This window comes from Cryobacterium sp. TMT1-19 (assembly GCF_004403055.1).
Taxonomy (GTDB): domain Bacteria; phylum Actinomycetota; class Actinomycetes; order Actinomycetales; family Microbacteriaceae; genus Cryobacterium; species Cryobacterium sandaracinum.
This window is the reverse complement of sequence record NZ_SOHB01000001.1, coordinates 30,659-45,647: the sequence shown is the minus strand read 5'-3', so window position 1 is coordinate 45,647 and position 14,989 is coordinate 30,659. Positions and strand designations below refer to the sequence as shown.

The window sequence follows — 14,989 nt, the reverse complement described above, 5'->3', positions numbered from 1 at the left end:
TTTGTGGTGTCTCTCGAAGGCGTCAGAGCACGATGTGCATAGCGCGGGCGGCATCCGTGATCGAATGCGTCAGCGACGGGTAGACCGGGAACGCTCGTGCGACCTCGTCGACGGTGAGCCGGTGCTCCACGGCCAGGGCGAGCGGGAAGATCAGTTCGCTGGCCTTAGGGGCCACGATCACGCCGCCGATGACGGTGCCGGTGGTGGTGGTGGCGAACAGCTTCACGAAGCCGTCCTTGATGCCCATCATCTTGGCCCGAGGGTTCGAAGCGAGCGGGAGCTTGTAGATGCTGCCGCGAGTGAGGCCGTCCTCGATCTGCTTCTGGGTCCAGCCGACCGTGGCGATCTCCGGCTGCGTGAAGATGTTGGCCGCGACGTTGCGAATCTCGATCGGGTTGACCGCGTCGCCCATGGCGTGGAACACGGCCGTGCGGCCCATCATCGAGGCGACGGATGCCAGCGGCAGCTCGGTCGTGCAGTCCCCGGCCGCGTAGATGTTCGGCATCGACGTGCGCGCGACCCGGTTCACCCGGATGTGACCGGAGTCGGTGAGCTGCACGTCGGCTTCCTCGAGGCCGAGGCCCTTCGTGTTCGGCACGGACCCGACCGCGATCAGGCAGTGGCTACCCTCGACGGTTCGGCCGTCGGCCAGCGTGGCCAGCACTCCACCCACCGTGCGCACGACGGACTCGGCGCGGGACTTGCTGAGCACGACCATGCCGTTGCGCTTGAATACGTTCTCGACCACGTTCGCGGCGTCGGCGTCCTCACCGGGCAGCACGCGGTCGCGGCTGGAAATCAGGGTGACCTTGGCACCGAGGGCGCGGTAGGCGGAGGCGAATTCGGCCCCGGTCACCCCGGAGCCCACGACGATGAGGTGTTCGGGTACGGCCCGCAGGTTGTAGAGCTGCGTCCAGGTGAGGATGCGCTCGCCGTCGGGGAGCGCGGTGGGCAGGATGCGGGGGGTTGCCCCGACGGAGACGACGATCGTGTCGGCCTCGATCCGGTCGAAGTCCGTGCCGGAGCCGTCTTCGGCCGTGGACACGATCACGCCGCTGGTACCGTCCAGCCGGCCGTGGCCGTGCACCAGGTTGACCCCGGCGCGCATCAGGGTGGACTTCATGTCTTCGGACTGCTGCCGGGCCAGGGCCAGGAGCCGCTTGTTGACCGCGGCGAGGTTGATGGCCACCTCGGGGCGGGCCGGCTTGCCCTTTTCGCCGCGCACGAACAGCTGTACGCCGAGCTCGGTCGCGTCGTGGATCGAGTTGGTGGCCTCGGCCGTCGCGATGAGGGACTTGGACGGGACGACGTCCGTGATCACGGCCGAACCGCCGACGCCGACACGCTCGATCAGGGTGACCTCGGCGCCCTGCTGAGCGCCGGCCAGGGCGGCCTCGTACCCGCCGGGGCCTCCGCCGAGGATAGCGATGCGCTGCTTGCGTTCGAAGTCGTAGGCCATGCTCATATTCTCCTGCCCCGGCGCGCCCGCCGCCAAACCCCGGGGCTCCGCTCCCCCGTCGACGAACCAATTCGACGGAGATTCTGCCCAAAATTGACGTTCAGGCCCCTTTTTCGCCGTGAAATCGCAAAATCTCCGTCGAATTGAACAAGGGAACGGTCCCGAAATCGGCGGGCAATTAGAGTAGGGGGATGCTGAAGACCGACAATAACTTGCTTGACGCGCCAGAAACCGATCCGTTTGATGTTGCACGGACCGCCGCTTCTGAAATCGCCGAAGCCACGGGCGTAGCCCGCCACGACATCGCCCTGACCCTGGGCAGCGGATGGGGCAAGGCCGCCGATCTCATCGGCGAGACCACGCACACCCTCGACGCGCAGTACATCACCGGTTTCAGCGCACCCGCCCTGGCCGGCCACGCCGGCACGCTGCGCTCGGTGCTGCTGCCCAGCGGCAAGCGCGCCCTCCTCATCGGCGCCCGCACCCACTATTACGAAGGCCACGGTGTGCGCCGGGTCGTGCACAGCGTGCGCACCGCCGCCGCCACCGGCGCGACGACCATGATCCTCACCAACGGTGCCGGCGGCATCCGGGAGACCTGGAAAGCCGGCACCCCCGTGCTGATCAGCGACCACATCAACCTCACCGCCGACTCGCCCCTCGAGGGCGCGACGTTCGTCGACCTGACCGACCTCTACTCGCGCCGCCTGCGCGACCTGGCCCGCACCATCGACCCGTCGCTCGACGAGGGCGTGTACTGCCAGTTCCGTGGCCCGCACTACGAGACGCCGGCCGAGGTGCAGATGGCCAAGGTCATCGGCGGCCACATCGTCGGCATGTCGACCGCTCTCGAGGCGATCGCCGCCCGCCAGTCGGGCATGGAGATCCTCGGTCTGTCGCTGATCACCAACCTCGCGGCCGGAATCCAGCAGGACCCGCTCAGCCACTCGGAGGTGCTCGAGGCCGGAAAGCTCGCCGAGCCCGTCATCAGCGCGCTCCTCGCCCGGATCGTGGCCGCACTGTGAGCCTCGACAACACCGACCCGCAGATCACCGGCCGGCATTCCGCCGCCGCCGACGCTGCTCCCGCGTCCGCTGCCGATGCCGATGCCGATGCCGCCACCGGCACCGGCGCCACCGAAACAGTCCTGCCCGACACGATGGTCATCAACACCATCGGCGCCGACGACGACACAGACACCAGCACCAGCACGGATGCCGTGAGCGGCAGCGAGACCGGCACCGACTCCGCTCCGGCCGCGGCTGCCACGCCGACCGTGATCGCCGTGGCCAATGCCTGGCTCAGCCAGGACCCCGATCCCGAGACCCAGGCCGAGCTGCGCCTCCTGCTGCGCGGGGCCGGCGACGGCGACGCCGTCGCACTCGCGGAGCTGCATGCCCGCTTCGACGAGCGCCTCGCCTTCGGCACGGCGGGTCTGCGCGGCGCCATCGCCGCCGGCTCCAACCGGATGAACCGCGTACTCGTCTGCCAGGCAGCCGCCGGCCTCGCCGCGTTCCTGACGAAGAACGCCGCCCCGGGCCGGGTCCCCTCGGTCGTCATCGGCTATGACGGGCGCAAGAACTCGCAGGTCTTCGCCACTGACTCGGCCGCGATCATGGCCGGTGCCGGGGTACGCGCCATCCTGCTCCCCCGCTTGCTACCGACCCCCGTGCTCGCGTTCGCTGTGCGCCACCTCGACGTCGGCGCGGGCATCATGGTCACCGCCTCGCACAATCCGCCCAACGACAACGGCTACAAGGTCTACCTGGGCGGCGCCAACCAAGGCTCCCAGATCGTTTCGCCCGACGACGCCGCGATCGCGGCCGAGATCCTGCGCGTCGCCGCGGAGGAACGGGTTCCCGACCTGCCCCGGGCACCCTACGAGACAGCGCCCGAGTCGATCGTGCAGGCCTACATCGACGCGACGGCAGGTCTTGCCCGCCGGCCCCTCGCGCAGGTCAACACGGTTTACACGGCCCTGCACGGCGTCGGCTGGGACACCACCCGCCGGGTGTTTGAAGCCGCCGGCTTCGACCTGCCCACGCTCGTCGACGCCCAGATCGCCCCGGATGCCGCCTTCCCCACGGTCTCCTTCCCCAACCCAGAAGAACCCGGCGCGATGGACCTCGCCTATGAGACGGCCCGTGAGACCGGCGCCGAGCTGATCATCGCCAACGACCCCGACGCCGACCGCCTTGCGATCGCCATCCCGCAAGAGGGGTCGCCCGACGGGTACCGGCGCCTCAGCGGCAACGAGGTCGGGGCGATCCTCGGCTGGCGAGCCGCGGAACTGGCCGCGAGCGTCACCGGTGACGGCGGCGCCACCGGCACCCTCGCGTGCTCCATCGTCTCCACCCCGGCGCTGGAGGCCGTGGCGAAGGCTTACGGGCTGCGGTTCACCGACACCCTCACCGGCTTCAAGTGGGTGTCGCGCGCGCCCGACCTGATCTTCGGCTTCGAGGAGGCCCTCGGCTACCTCGTGAACCCCGAAACCGTGCGCGACAAAGACGGCATCTCCGCCGCCGTGGCGCTGCTCTCCCTGGTCAGCAATCTGAAGGCGGAGGGCGTCACCCTCGCCCAGCACCTCGACCGTTTCAGCGAACGCTTCGGCCACTTCGCCTCCGGCCAGATCTCGGTGCGCGTCACCGACCTGACCGAGATCGAGCAGGTCATGGCGCGGCTGCGCGAGACACCCCCGGTCTTCGTCGGCAGCATCGCCGTCGACCACATCGACGACCTCTCCGGGGGCTTCAACGGCCTGCCGCCCAGCGACGTGCTGCGCATCCGGCTGGCCGACGGCTCCCGCGTCATGGTGCGCCCGAGCGGCACCGAGCCCAAGCTCAAGGTCTACCTCGACACCAGCAGTTCCGTCGGCACGGTCGCCGAACGCCGGGCCGCCGCGGAGGCAACCCTCGCGGAGCTCGACCGGGGCATGCGCGACCTGATCGCGTAGCCCCGCGAAACGCGGTGCAGCATCCGTTCGCACGGCGCGCGGGTGTTGCGCCGCTGCGCGGGTGGCGTGCCTCGCGCGCAACGGCGCAGCTGCGGCGCACCGCCGCGAGGGCGTCAGCCCAGGGCGGTCTCCAGCTTGGCGGTGAGCTCGTCCACATCGAAGTAGTTGTCGATCACGACGATATCGGCATTGGTCTTGCCGATGGCGTCGACCAGCTCCGACGAGGTAAGGATGACCTGGGCATCCGCCCCGACCGTGCTCACCCCGGCGATGTCGGTGGCCGTGACGAAAGCTTCGATGTCGAGGCGTTTGAGCGCGCGCTCGGCGTTGATTTTGAGGATGGCGGAGGTTCCCACTCCCACCCCACAGAGTGCGACGATCTTCATGAGGGCTCCTCGGTTGCGGTCGGCACGCCGAGCAGGGCGCGGATGGCGTCGGCGTCCGTGGCCGCGGCGAGCGAGGGGATGACGTGCGCGTCGTTGAAGACGTTGGCCAGCTCGGCCACGAGCAGCACGTGCTCGTCGGAGCTGGTGACGGCGAGCCCGAGCACCACGCTGACCGGGTCGTTGTGCGGATGTCCGAACGCGACCGGGTCGGCCAGGGTCACGATGCTGAGGCCCTCGGTGTGCACATCGGGTCCGGGTCGGGCGTGCGCGAGCGCCAGCCCGGGGGCGATGACCACGTAGGCACCGAATTCCTCGATGACGGCGATCATGCGCTTCGTGTATTCGGGGGCGGTGGCGCCGGAGCGCTCGAGGGCACCACCGGCGGCGGCCACCGCGCCGCGCCAATCGTCGACGTGGACGCCGATCGCGATGGCTTCGAGGGGCAGGGGCGGAAGGGGCATGGGAACTTTCACGGGGTAGGGGGTCGGCTTTCGCGAGTCGCTCAGGCGCTTTCGAAACCGGCGACGATGGCGTCCGCCAGCTCTTCGCGTTCGTCGAGCGGAAGGAACGCGGCCTGCGCCGCGTTGAGCTGGAAGACCTCGAGGTCGTCGATGTCGTAGCCGAACGCATCGCTGAGCAGCGCGAGTTCCTGGGTCAGGGTGGTGCTGCTCATCAGGCGGTTGTCGGTGTTGACCGTGACCCGGAAGCCCAGCTGGTAGAGCAGGTCGAAGGGGTGGTCGAGCAGGTCCGCGCCCCACGCGGCGATTGCGCCGGTCTGCAGGTTGGACGACGGGCTGAGCTCGAGGGCGATGTCGCGGTCGCGCACCCACTGCGCCACCGGGCCGAGCGTGACGTAGGTGTTCTCCGCGTCTTCGCGCCCGATCACGATTTCCTCGGCCAGACGCACGCCGTGGCCCAGGCGCAATGCCCGGCCGTCGTAGAGCGCCCCACGGATGCTCTCCAACCCGTCAGCCTCGCCCGCATGCACGGTGACGGGCAGGAAGGCCTTCGCGAGGAAGTCGAACGCGTCCCGGTGGTGGTGGGCCGGGAACCCCAGTTCGGCCCCGGCGATGTCGAAGCCGACAACCCCGTTGGAACGATGCCGCACGGCGAGTTCCGCGATCTCCAGGCTGCGCTCGGCATGCCTCATGGCCGTGATCAGCTGGCCGATCCCAATGCGGGACCCGGCACCCGCGACCAGCGCGATGCCGGCCTCGATGCCCTCCTGCACCGCCTCGACGCTCTGGTCGAGGGTGAGGCCGCGGGCCAGGTGCTGCTCGGGGGCCCAGCGGATCTCCCCGTAGATCACGCCGTCGGCGGCGAGGTCCTCCACGAATTCGCGGGCCACGCGCACCAGGGCCTCGCGGGTCTGCATCACGCCGACGGTGACGTCGAAAGTCTTCAGGTAGTCGACCAGGGTGCCGGAGTCGGCCTGGATGCTGAACCAGGAGCCGAGCGATCGGGCATCCGTCGCCGGCAGCGCCAGCCCGACCGCGTCGGCCAGCTCGATGATGGTCTGCGGGCGCAGGCCGCCGTCGAGGTGGTCGTGCAGGGAGATCTTCGGCAGTGCGTTGATGCTCGTGCCGGCACCGGGCAGCAGGTAGTCCTCAGGGCTCGTGTTCACCCCCCTAATCTACCGGCTGGGTGCTGAGAGTCACACTGCTGGCCGAGCCGGCCCGCACATCCGTTCAGATGCACGGGCCGAGACCGGCCGGGCGGTTCAGCGGCCGATGCGCTCGGCGATCAGCGGGCCGCCGTCCTGCACGGGCTCGCCGGGGTCGCCGATGCGATATGCGCCGTCCACGGCCTCCAGGGCCCGCGCGAAGCGCTCGGGTTCGTCGGCGCTGAGGGTGAACAGGGGCTGGCCGGCGCGCACGGTATCGCCAGGCTTGGCGTGCAGGTCGATGCCGGCGGCGTGCTGCACCGGATCCTGCTTGCGGGCGCGGCCAGCGCCGAGGCGCCAGGCGCCGATGCCGAACGGCAGCGCCTGCTGCTCGACGAGAACACCGTCGCGCAGGGCGGTGACGACGTGGGTCTCGCGGGCCACGGGCAGCGGGGCGTCGGGATCGCCGCCCTGGGCACGGATCACGTCGCGCCACTTGTCCATGGCGCGCCCGTCGGTGAGGGCGGATTCCACGTCGACGTCGGTGATGCCCACCAGAGCGAGCATCTCCCGGGCCAGGGCCACGGTGAGCTCGACGACATCCGCCGGCCCGCCGCCGGCGAGAACCTCGACCGATTCACGCACCTCGTTGGCGTTTCCGATCGCGAGCCCGAGCGGCACGTTCATGTTGGTGAGCAGAGCGGATGTCGCCACGCCGGCGTCCTCGCCGAGGGCGACCATGGTGCGGGCGAGCTCCCGGGACCGTTCGATGTCTTTCAGGAACGCGCCCGACCCGAACTTCACGTCCAGGACGAGGGCGCCGGTGCCCTCCGCGATCTTCTTCGACATGATCGACGACGCGATCAGCGGGATCGCCTCGACGGTGCCGGTGATGTCGCGCAGCGCGTAGAGCTTGCCGTCGGCCGGGGCCAGACCGCCGCCGGCGGCGCAGATCACGCCGCCGAATTCCTGCAGCTGCGCGAACATCTCCTCGTTGGTGAGGTGCGCACGCCAGCCGGGGATGGATTCGAGCTTGTCGAGGGTGCCGCCGGTGTGGCCGAGGCCGCGGCCGGACAGCTGCGGCACGGCCGCACCGAAGACCGCCACGAGTGGCATCAGCGGCAGGGTGATCTTGTCGCCGACGCCGCCGGTGGAGTGCTTGTCGGTGGTCGGTTTGCCGAGTCCGGCGAAGCTCATCCGCTCGCCGCTGCTCAGCATCGCCATGGTGAGATCCTTGATCTCCCGGCGGTTCATGCCGTTCAGGAAGATCGCCATGGTCATAGCGGCCATCTGCTCGTCGCCGACGTAACCGCGCGTGTACGCGTCGATCAGCCAGTCGATCTGCGGCGTGCTGAGCTCGCCCCGATCACGCTTGGCATGGATCAGGTCCACGGCGTCGAAGGCCTCGATACGGTTCTCGTTGGTGCTCACAGCTACTCTTCCTGATATTCGGCGAGCTGCCTCGGCCCGAAGGCGTCCGGCAGCACTTCATCGATGGTGCGCACACCCGACACCGTCTCCAGCAGCATGCCGGGCGCGGAATGTTCGTACAACAGCTGGCGGCAGCGGCCGCAGGGCATCAGCGTTCGGCCGTTGCCGTCGACGCAGGTGAAGGCGACGAGGTGGCCTCCCCCGGTCAGGTGCAGCACGGAGACTAGGGCGCATTCGGCGCAGAGGGTGAGCCCGTAGGAGGCGTTCTCCACGTTGCATCCGCTGATCACACGACCGTCGGTGACCTGCGCCGCGGCGCCGACCGGGAACTTCGAGTACGGCACATAGGCCTGGGCCATCGCCGTCGTCGCGGCCTCCCGCAGCGCCGCCCAGTCGATGTCGCCGGCCGCTGGCGAGGCGCCGTGGCTCACGCCGGTCACGATTTGATGTAGGGCTTGCCGGATGCCGCCGGTCCCCGCGACGTTCCGACGAACCCGGCAACGGCGGCGATGGTGATCAGGTACGGCAGCATGAGCATGAACTCGCTCGGCACCGGCGAACCGATGACACTGAGCACGTTCTGCAAGTTGCTCGCGAACCCGAACAGGAGGGCGGCCAGCGTGGCCCGGATCGGATCCCAACGGCCGAAGATCACGGCGGCCAGCGCGATGAAGCCGGCTCCGGCGGTCATCTCCTTGCCGAAAGCACCCACCGAACCGAGGGTGAAGTAGGCGCCGCCGAGGCCGACGATCGCGCCAGCGAGCGACACGTTCCAGAACCGGGTGCGGCCGACGTTGATGCCGACGGTGTCTGCCGCCTGGGGGTGCTCGCCCACGCTGCGGAGGCGCAGGCCCCACCGGGTGTGGAAGATCCCGTAGTACACCAAGGCGACGGCCACATACATGATGTAGACGATCAGGGTCTGCCGGAACAAGACCGGTCCGATGATCGGGATCTCGCTGAGCAGCGGGATGTTGATCCGCTCGAATCGAGGCGGCTGGTTGAGCAGGGCCGCGTTGGGCGCCATCACCTGGGAGTAAAGGAAACCGGTGACACCGATCACGAGAACGTTGAGCACGACACCGACGATGACCTGGTCGACGAAGTACTTGATCGAGAACGAGGCGAGCACCATCGAGACGAGAACGCCGGCGAACATGGCCGCGACGAGGCCGAGAATGGGCTGGTTGGTCAGGGACGCCACCATGGCCGAGGTGAACGCCCCGGCGAGCAGTTGCCCCTCGATGGCGATGTTGACCACGCCGACCCGTTCGGAGATGACACCGCCGAGAGCACCGAAGATCAGCGGTACGGCCAGGCTGAGCGAACCGAACAGCAGCCCGGGCACCGGGATGGACCCGCCGGCGGCGGCCCAGACCAGGAATCCGATCAGGAAGAGTACCGCGTAGACGGAGATAAGCCAGATCGGCACCTGACGCCGGGACTGCACCAGCCACACGCTCACGCCCGTGATCAAAAGCAGCAGCACACTGATGACGATGCCGGTCAGCCGGGTGGGCAGCAGGAGATCGGGAAGCTGGATCAGGTCGCTCGAGGTGGAGAGCCGCATGGTGCTGACGCCCTCGCGGCCGAAGGCCACGAAGAGCGCGAAGGCGACGACGGTGAAGATCGCCAGGGCGATGGGCGACTTCCAACTCTTCACGATTTTGAAGTCGGGGCGATCGTCGGCGGTGGACGATATGGGCTGGACGGCCGGGGCAACGGTGCTCACTGTGCAGCCACCTCCTGGGAAACGTTGGGCAGTGCCCGGCGGAGCGCGGAGCCCGGGGCCGGCAGTCGGAAGATGGCCCGCACGAGGGGCGGAGCCGCGATGAAAAGCACGATCAGTGACTGCACGACGAGCACGATGTCGATCGGCACACCCTCGGCCGCCTGCATCGAGAAACCGCCGGCCTTGAACGCGCCGAACAGGATGCCCGCGGCGAACACACCCCAGGGCTTGGAACGGCCCAGCAGCGCGACCGTGATCGCATCGAAGCCGATGCCGGAGTCCAGTCCGGCGCCGAAACCGCTGGTCGTGGTGCCGAGCACCTGGTTGATGCCGGCCAGGCCGATCAGTCCGCCCGAGAACAGCATCGCGTAGACGTAGATGCGCTTGACGCTGATGCCGGCGACGCGCGCCGCGTGGGGGTTCAGTCCCACAGCCCGGAACTGGAAGCCCAGGTTCGACCGGGACAGCAGCCACCAGGTGAAAACCGTGGCGGCGATGGCCAGGATGAAGCCGAAGTGCAGCGAGTACGTCGAGCCGAGAAGGTCGGGGAAGACCGCGGTGACCTTCGTCGCCGGGCTCTTCGGGTTGTTCGATCCGGGGGTCTTCAGGAAGCCCTCGCGCAGCAGGTAGCTGACCAGGTAGAACGCGACGTAGTTGAGCATGATCGTGGTGATCACCTCATGGGCGCCGGTGCGGGCCTTGAGCAGACCCACGATCCCACCCCAGAGGGCGCCGCCGAGCACGCCGGCCACGAGGGCCGCGACCATGTGCAGGCCGTAGGGCAGGTCGACGGCGAAACCGACCCAGCCGCCGAGGGCGGCGGCGATCAGCATCTGGCCGCGGCCACCGATGTTGAACATGCCCACCCGGAAACCCAGCGCCACGCCGAGCCCCGCCATGATCAGCGGGGTCGCGAAGGTGAGCGTCTCGGTGAGCGGCTTGATGCCGGCGGCGAAGCTCGGTCGACGGAAGTTGTAGACCGACCCCTGGAACAGGGCCGAGTAGGCGCCGGACACGGAATACCAGACTTCCCGCAGCAGGTCGCCGGGCCGGGAGAAGAAGTAGCCTGCGGCTTCCTGAACGCCCTCGTTGGTGAAGGCGATCATGATGCCGCCGACGAAGAGCGCGAGCACGACGGCGAGCACGGAGATGATCGCGTTGCCGGTGGTGATCTCGCGAAACGCCTGGTTCCAGCGGGACGGCTGTTCGGGGGCCGGGCTTGACGGCGTTCCTGACTCGGTCGTGGGACCCTGTGTCGCGCTCACGCGGCAGCTCCTTCTCCGGCGGGCGTTTCGCCGGCCATCATCAAACCGAGTACGGCGCGCGGCGTGTCACCGGGAACGATGCCGACGATGCGACCGCGGTACATGACCATGATCCGGTCCGCGAGGGCTGCCACCTCGTCGAGCTCCGTCGAGATGACGATCACGGGCGTGCCGGCATCCCGGGTGTCCACGATGCGTTCGTGGACGAACTCCACCGAGCCGACGTCGAGCCCGCGGGTGGGCTGGGCTGCGACGAAGAGGCGCAGATCGCGGCCGAGCTCGCGGGCGAGCACGACCTTCTGCTGGTTGCCGCCGGAGAGCTTGCCGACCGGGGTCTCGATGCCCTGGGCGCGCACGTCGAATTCTGTGACTTTTTTTTCGGCGAACGCGGCGAGGAAGGCCCGCTGCACGTTCCACCGTTTGACGAAGGGGAGCGCGTTCGAGCGGTCGAGCATGAGGTTCTCGGCGATGGTGAACTCACCGACCAGTCCGTCTTCGTTGCGGTCTTCCGGTACGAATCCGACTCCGGCGTCGAGTACCTGGCGCACCGAATGCCCGCGCAGCGACTTGCCGTCGAGGGTGATCTCCCCGGAGACCCGCGATTGGAGCCCCATCATCGCCTCGGTGAGTTCGGTCTGGCCGTTTCCCTGCACCCCGGCGATGGCCAGGATCTCCCCCTTGTGCACCTCGAAGCTGACGTTGTTGACCAGGATCTGGCCGTGCGGGCCCAGCACGGTGAGGTTCTTCACCGACAGAACCACCTCACCGGGCAGTGCCGGGGACTTGTCCACGGTGAGGTCGACTGCACGGCCGACCATCTGGGTGGCCAGCTCGACGTTGCTCGCGGTCGGGGACGCCTCGCCGACGACCTTGCCCAGACGGATGACGGTGATCCGGTCGGCGACTTCGCGCACCTCGCGCAGCTTGTGGGTGATGAACACGATGGAGGTACCGCTCGCCTTGAGCTGGCGCATGATGACCATCAGCTCGTCGGTCTCCTGCGGCGTGAGCACGGCGGTGGGCTCGTCGAAGACGAGCACCTTCGCGTCGCGCGAGAGCGCCTTGATGATCTCGACCCGCTGCTGCACGCCGACGGGGAGGTCTTCGACGAGCGCATCCGGGTCGACGTCGAACCCGAACCGCCGGGAGATCTCGCGCACGTGCTTGCGGGCCGCGGGCAGGTCGAGGCGACCGCCGGCCTTGGTCTCCTCATGCCCGAGCATGACGTTCTCGGCGACGGTGAACACCGGGATGAGCATGAAGTGCTGGTGCACCATGCCGATGCCGGCGGCCATGGCGTCGCCGGGGCCGCTGAAGTGCTGCACCACGTCGTCGAGGAGGATATCGCCCTCCTCGGCCCGGTACAGGCCGTAGAGCACGTTCATCAGGGTGGATTTCCCCGCGCCGTTTTCGCCGAGCAGTGCGTGGATTTCTCCGGCCTCGACGGTGAGGTCAATGTGGTCATTCGCGACCAGGGCACCGAATCGCTTCGTAATGCCTCGAAGTTCGAGCTTCATGTCGTCGATTCTATTCAGTGGTGAGCGAAAGTTGACGCTCTTGCTCATATGTTGGCGGGGTGGCGCGGTTCGCTTGGGTGTGCAGGCATCCCGGCCGGCGACATCCGCCCACTGACGCAGGAGGGGAGGCCCGCATAATGCGTGCCTCCCCGACTGCGTTGGAGTGCTGTTTCGGTGCTACTTCGGGGTCGCGGGCGACTCAACCTTGAGAGCGCCGCTGATGATGTCGGCCTTGATGGCCTCGATCTCGGTCATGACCGCGGGGTCGACCTTGGACTCCCAGTCGTGGAGCGGGGCGATGTCGACGCCCTCGTTCTCGAGCGTGCCGACGTAGGGGGTGGACGAGAAGTCGCCCTCAGCGTCGTCGAGGATGATCTGCTCGGTGGCATCCGTCATCTGCTTGAGCACCGAGGTGAGGTATAGCGAAGCGAACTCGGGCGTGGTCTCGAACAGGTCGCTGTCGACACCGATGATGGCGACGTCCTTGCCGGAGTCCTGAATGGCCTGCGCGGTGCCCTGGAAGAGCGGTCCGGCAACCGGGAGGATGATGTCAGCGCCGGCGTCGATCAGGGTGGTGCTGAGCGCCTTGCCCTGGTTGATGTCGTCGAAGCCACCGGCGAACAGGCCGGTCTGGGTGGCCTTGTCCCAGCCGCTGACGGTGACGTCGGTGCCCTTCTTCTCGTTGTGGTACGCGACGCCGTCGACAAAGCCGTCCATGAAGATGGTGACCGACGGGAACTGGAGTCCGCCGTAGGTGCCGACGACTCCGGTCTTGGTGGTGCCCGCGGCCAGGTAGCCGGCCAGGAATGCGGCCTGCGCCGTGTCGTACAGCACCGGCTTCACGTTGTCGAGCGTCAGCGGGCTGAAGTCGTCATTGGAGAGCGCGGAGTCGATCAGCGCGAAGTTGGTGTCGGGCGCGGCCTGGGCGGCATCGCGGGTGGCGTTGGAGAGGGCGAAACCGACGGTGAGGACGAAGTCGCAACCCTGGTCGACCATGCTCGAGACGTTCGGGCCGTACTGGTCTTCCGACTTGGACTCGGCCTGCTGGAATTCGATGCCGAGCTCGTCGGAGGCCTTGGTGATGCCCTCGAAGCTGGACTGGTTGAAGGACTTGTCGTCGAAGCCGCCGAAGTCGGAGACGATGCAGGGCAGGTAGTCGGATTCGGCACCGCCACCAGCGGTTCCCTCATCGGTCGGCGCCGGCGCACAGGCTGCGAGAAGGGCCACGACGCCCAGCGTGGCAAGGCCGCTGAATGCGACCCGTCGTTTCATGATTGTCAAAATGACCTCCAATGGTCGCCCGGCGCGGGTTCGCAAGGGGCTGTATTGGGTTACACGCTATCGAATGATTCTCTGCTCAGAGGAGCAAAACGGGCCCGTGGGCGAAAGGTTATCAAGACGCGATGCTGGTCCGCGGCGGGCCTGCCGGACGCCCCGGCCGAATCGGGCCCGAAAATGCCCCCGATCGGGGGGTTTGATACCGGTTAGAGCACGTCGCTGCTGCCCGACAGCTTCAGCGCGTCGACGACGGCCTTGACCTTCTGCGCGTTCGCACTGGTCGTGACCAGGAGGGCGTCCGGGGTGTCGACCACGACGATGTCCTCGACGCCGATCAGGGCGATCATGCGCCCGGTGTGGCTGACCACGATCCCGCTCGAGGAGTCGGCAAGCACCCGGGCACCCTCGCCGAGGATGGCGAGGTCGCGCTTGCGACCGTTGGCGTGGATTTTCGCTATCGACGCGAAGTCACCCACGTCGTCCCAGTCGAACTGGCCGGGGATCACGGCAAGCTTGCCGCGGCCGGCCGCCGGCTCGGCGACCGAGTAGTCGATCGCGATCTTCTTCAAACGGGGCCAGACGCGGTCGACCACGGCGCCGCGGCGCGGGGTATCCCAGGCCTCGGCCAGTTCGAGCAGTCCGGCGAGAAGTTCGGGCTCGGACGCCCCGATCTCTTCCAGCAGGCGGTCGGCGCGGGCGATGAACATGCCGGCGTTCCAGAAATAGGTGCCGTTGGCCAGGTAGCCCTGGGCGGTGGCAAGGTCGGGCTTCTCCACGAAGGAGTCCACCGACAGGGCGCTGGCTGCGCCTGCAATGTGCAGCGCGCCGGCGGTCTTGATATAGCCGAAGCCGACGGCCGGCTCCGTGGGCTGGATGCCGATGGTGACGATGTAGCCGGCGTCGGCGGCGCACACGGCGTCGGTGACCGCCTGGCGGAACAGGTGGTGTCCCTTGATCACGTGGTCGGCGGCGAAGGAGCCGATGATTACGCCCGGTTCGCGTCTCTCCAGAATCGCCGCGGCCAGGCCGATGGCGGCGGTGGACTCGCGCGGCTCGCTTTCGAGCACCACGTTCAGGTCGGCAAGCTCGGGCAGCTGCTCCTCGACGGCGGCGCGGTGCGCGCGGCCGGTGACCACCATGATGCGCTGCTCCCCCGACAGAGGTGCGAGGCGATCCCAGGTCGCCCGGAGCAGGGTCTGGCCGGAGCCGGTCAGGTCGTGCAAAAATTTGGGGGCGTCGGCGCGGGACAGCGGCCACAGCCGGGATCCGATCCCGCCGGCGGGAATCACGCTGTAGAAACGATCGAGAGGTTCCATGGAATGAGACATTGGGCCAGACTATCGTCCGGACCGTCCCGTTCATGGC

13 protein-coding genes are annotated in these 14,989 nt (G+C 68.2%); 2 read left to right on the top strand and 11 right to left on the bottom strand.

Features of this window, described 5'->3' with window-relative positions:
- Positions 1 to 22 precede the first annotated feature (22 nt).
- Positions 23 to 1,459, bottom strand: a complete 1,437-nt coding sequence (locus tag E3T40_RS00205; RefSeq protein ID WP_104194458.1) for an NAD(P)H-quinone dehydrogenase — start codon at positions 1,457 to 1,459, stop codon at positions 23 to 25.
- A 191-nt stretch (positions 1,460 to 1,650) separates the two neighbouring features.
- Here E3T40_RS00205 and E3T40_RS00200 point away from each other — a divergent pair, with 191 nt between their 5' ends.
- Positions 1,651 to 2,484, top strand: coding sequence for a purine-nucleoside phosphorylase (locus tag E3T40_RS00200; RefSeq protein WP_104100337.1), 834 nt, complete (start codon positions 1,651 to 1,653; stop codon positions 2,482 to 2,484).
- Positions 2,485 to 2,618: 134 nt separating this feature from the next.
- Positions 2,619 to 4,412 (top strand): phospho-sugar mutase, encoded by a 1,794-nt coding sequence (locus tag E3T40_RS00195; RefSeq protein ID WP_134542367.1) that lies wholly within the window; start codon positions 2,619 to 2,621, stop codon positions 4,410 to 4,412.
- Between the two features lie 113 nt (positions 4,413 to 4,525).
- Here the strand turns inward: E3T40_RS00195 and E3T40_RS00190 are convergent, their stop codons facing one another.
- The 10 genes from E3T40_RS00190 to E3T40_RS00145 form a co-directional block, all read right to left on the bottom strand.
- On the bottom strand, positions 4,526 to 4,798 hold the full coding sequence (locus tag E3T40_RS00190) for a PTS sugar transporter subunit IIB (protein ID WP_104100338.1): 273 nt from the start codon (positions 4,796 to 4,798) through the stop codon (positions 4,526 to 4,528).
- On the bottom strand, positions 4,795 to 5,259 hold the full coding sequence (locus E3T40_RS00185) for a PTS sugar transporter subunit IIA (RefSeq protein WP_104171377.1): 465 nt from the start codon (positions 5,257 to 5,259) through the stop codon (positions 4,795 to 4,797). Before E3T40_RS00185 ends, E3T40_RS00190 begins: the two co-directional genes overlap by 4 nt.
- Positions 5,260 to 5,300: 41 nt before the next feature.
- Positions 5,301 to 6,422 (bottom strand): adenosine deaminase, encoded by a 1,122-nt coding sequence (locus tag E3T40_RS00180; RefSeq protein WP_134542356.1) that lies wholly within the window; start codon positions 6,420 to 6,422, stop codon positions 5,301 to 5,303.
- A 96-nt stretch (positions 6,423 to 6,518) separates the two neighbouring features.
- A complete protein-coding gene (locus E3T40_RS00175) occupies positions 6,519 to 7,832 on the bottom strand; it encodes a thymidine phosphorylase (RefSeq protein ID WP_104100341.1) in 1,314 nt (437 codons plus the stop codon).
- 2 nt (positions 7,833 to 7,834) lie between these two features.
- Entirely contained in the window at positions 7,835 to 8,263 is a 429-nt protein-coding gene (locus E3T40_RS00170) for a cytidine deaminase (RefSeq protein WP_255453782.1), read from the bottom strand.
- 5 nt (positions 8,264 to 8,268) lie between these two features.
- Positions 8,269 to 9,564 (bottom strand): ABC transporter permease, encoded by a 1,296-nt coding sequence (locus E3T40_RS00165; RefSeq protein ID WP_370287836.1) that lies wholly within the window; start codon positions 9,562 to 9,564, stop codon positions 8,269 to 8,271.
- Positions 9,561 to 10,829 carry an ABC transporter permease gene (locus E3T40_RS00160; RefSeq protein ID WP_174843617.1) on the bottom strand — a complete coding sequence of 423 codons (1,269 nt, stop codon included), beginning with the start codon at positions 10,827 to 10,829 and terminating at the stop codon, positions 9,561 to 9,563. Before E3T40_RS00160 ends, E3T40_RS00165 begins: the two co-directional genes overlap by 4 nt.
- On the bottom strand, positions 10,826 to 12,346 hold the full coding sequence (locus E3T40_RS00155) for an ABC transporter ATP-binding protein (protein WP_134542355.1): 1,521 nt from the start codon (positions 12,344 to 12,346) through the stop codon (positions 10,826 to 10,828). The genes E3T40_RS00160 and E3T40_RS00155 overlap by 4 nt, the downstream gene beginning before the upstream one ends.
- A 177-nt stretch (positions 12,347 to 12,523) precedes the next feature.
- Positions 12,524 to 13,618, bottom strand: a complete 1,095-nt coding sequence (locus tag E3T40_RS00150) for a BMP family protein (protein WP_104100343.1) — start codon at positions 13,616 to 13,618, stop codon at positions 12,524 to 12,526.
- A 212-nt stretch (positions 13,619 to 13,830) separates the two neighbouring features.
- A complete protein-coding gene (locus E3T40_RS00145; protein ID WP_134542354.1) occupies positions 13,831 to 14,952 on the bottom strand; it encodes a mannose-1-phosphate guanylyltransferase in 1,122 nt (373 codons plus the stop codon).
- Positions 14,953 to 14,989 lie beyond the last annotated feature (37 nt).

Coding starts and splice junctions, on each gene's coding strand:
- E3T40_RS00205 (WP_104194458.1), bottom strand. CDS start 1,459: ATGGCCTACGACTTCGAACGCAAGCAGCGCATCGCTATCCTCGGCGGA.
- E3T40_RS00200 (WP_104100337.1), top strand. CDS start 1,651: ATGCTGAAGACCGACAATAACTTGCTTGACGCGCCAGAAACCGATCCG.
- E3T40_RS00195 (WP_134542367.1), top strand. CDS start 2,619: ATGGTCATCAACACCATCGGCGCCGACGACGACACAGACACCAGCACC.
- E3T40_RS00190 (WP_104100338.1), bottom strand. CDS start 4,798: ATGAAGATCGTCGCACTCTGTGGGGTGGGAGTGGGAACCTCCGCCATC.
- E3T40_RS00185 (WP_104171377.1), bottom strand. CDS start 5,259: ATGCCCCTTCCGCCCCTGCCCCTCGAAGCCATCGCGATCGGCGTCCAC.
- E3T40_RS00155 (WP_134542355.1), bottom strand. CDS start 12,346: ATGAAGCTCGAACTTCGAGGCATTACGAAGCGATTCGGTGCCCTGGTC.
- E3T40_RS00150 (WP_104100343.1), bottom strand. CDS start 13,618: ATGAAACGACGGGTCGCATTCAGCGGCCTTGCCACGCTGGGCGTCGTG.
- E3T40_RS00145 (WP_134542354.1), bottom strand. CDS start 14,952: ATGTCTCATTCCATGGAACCTCTCGATCGTTTCTACAGCGTGATTCCC.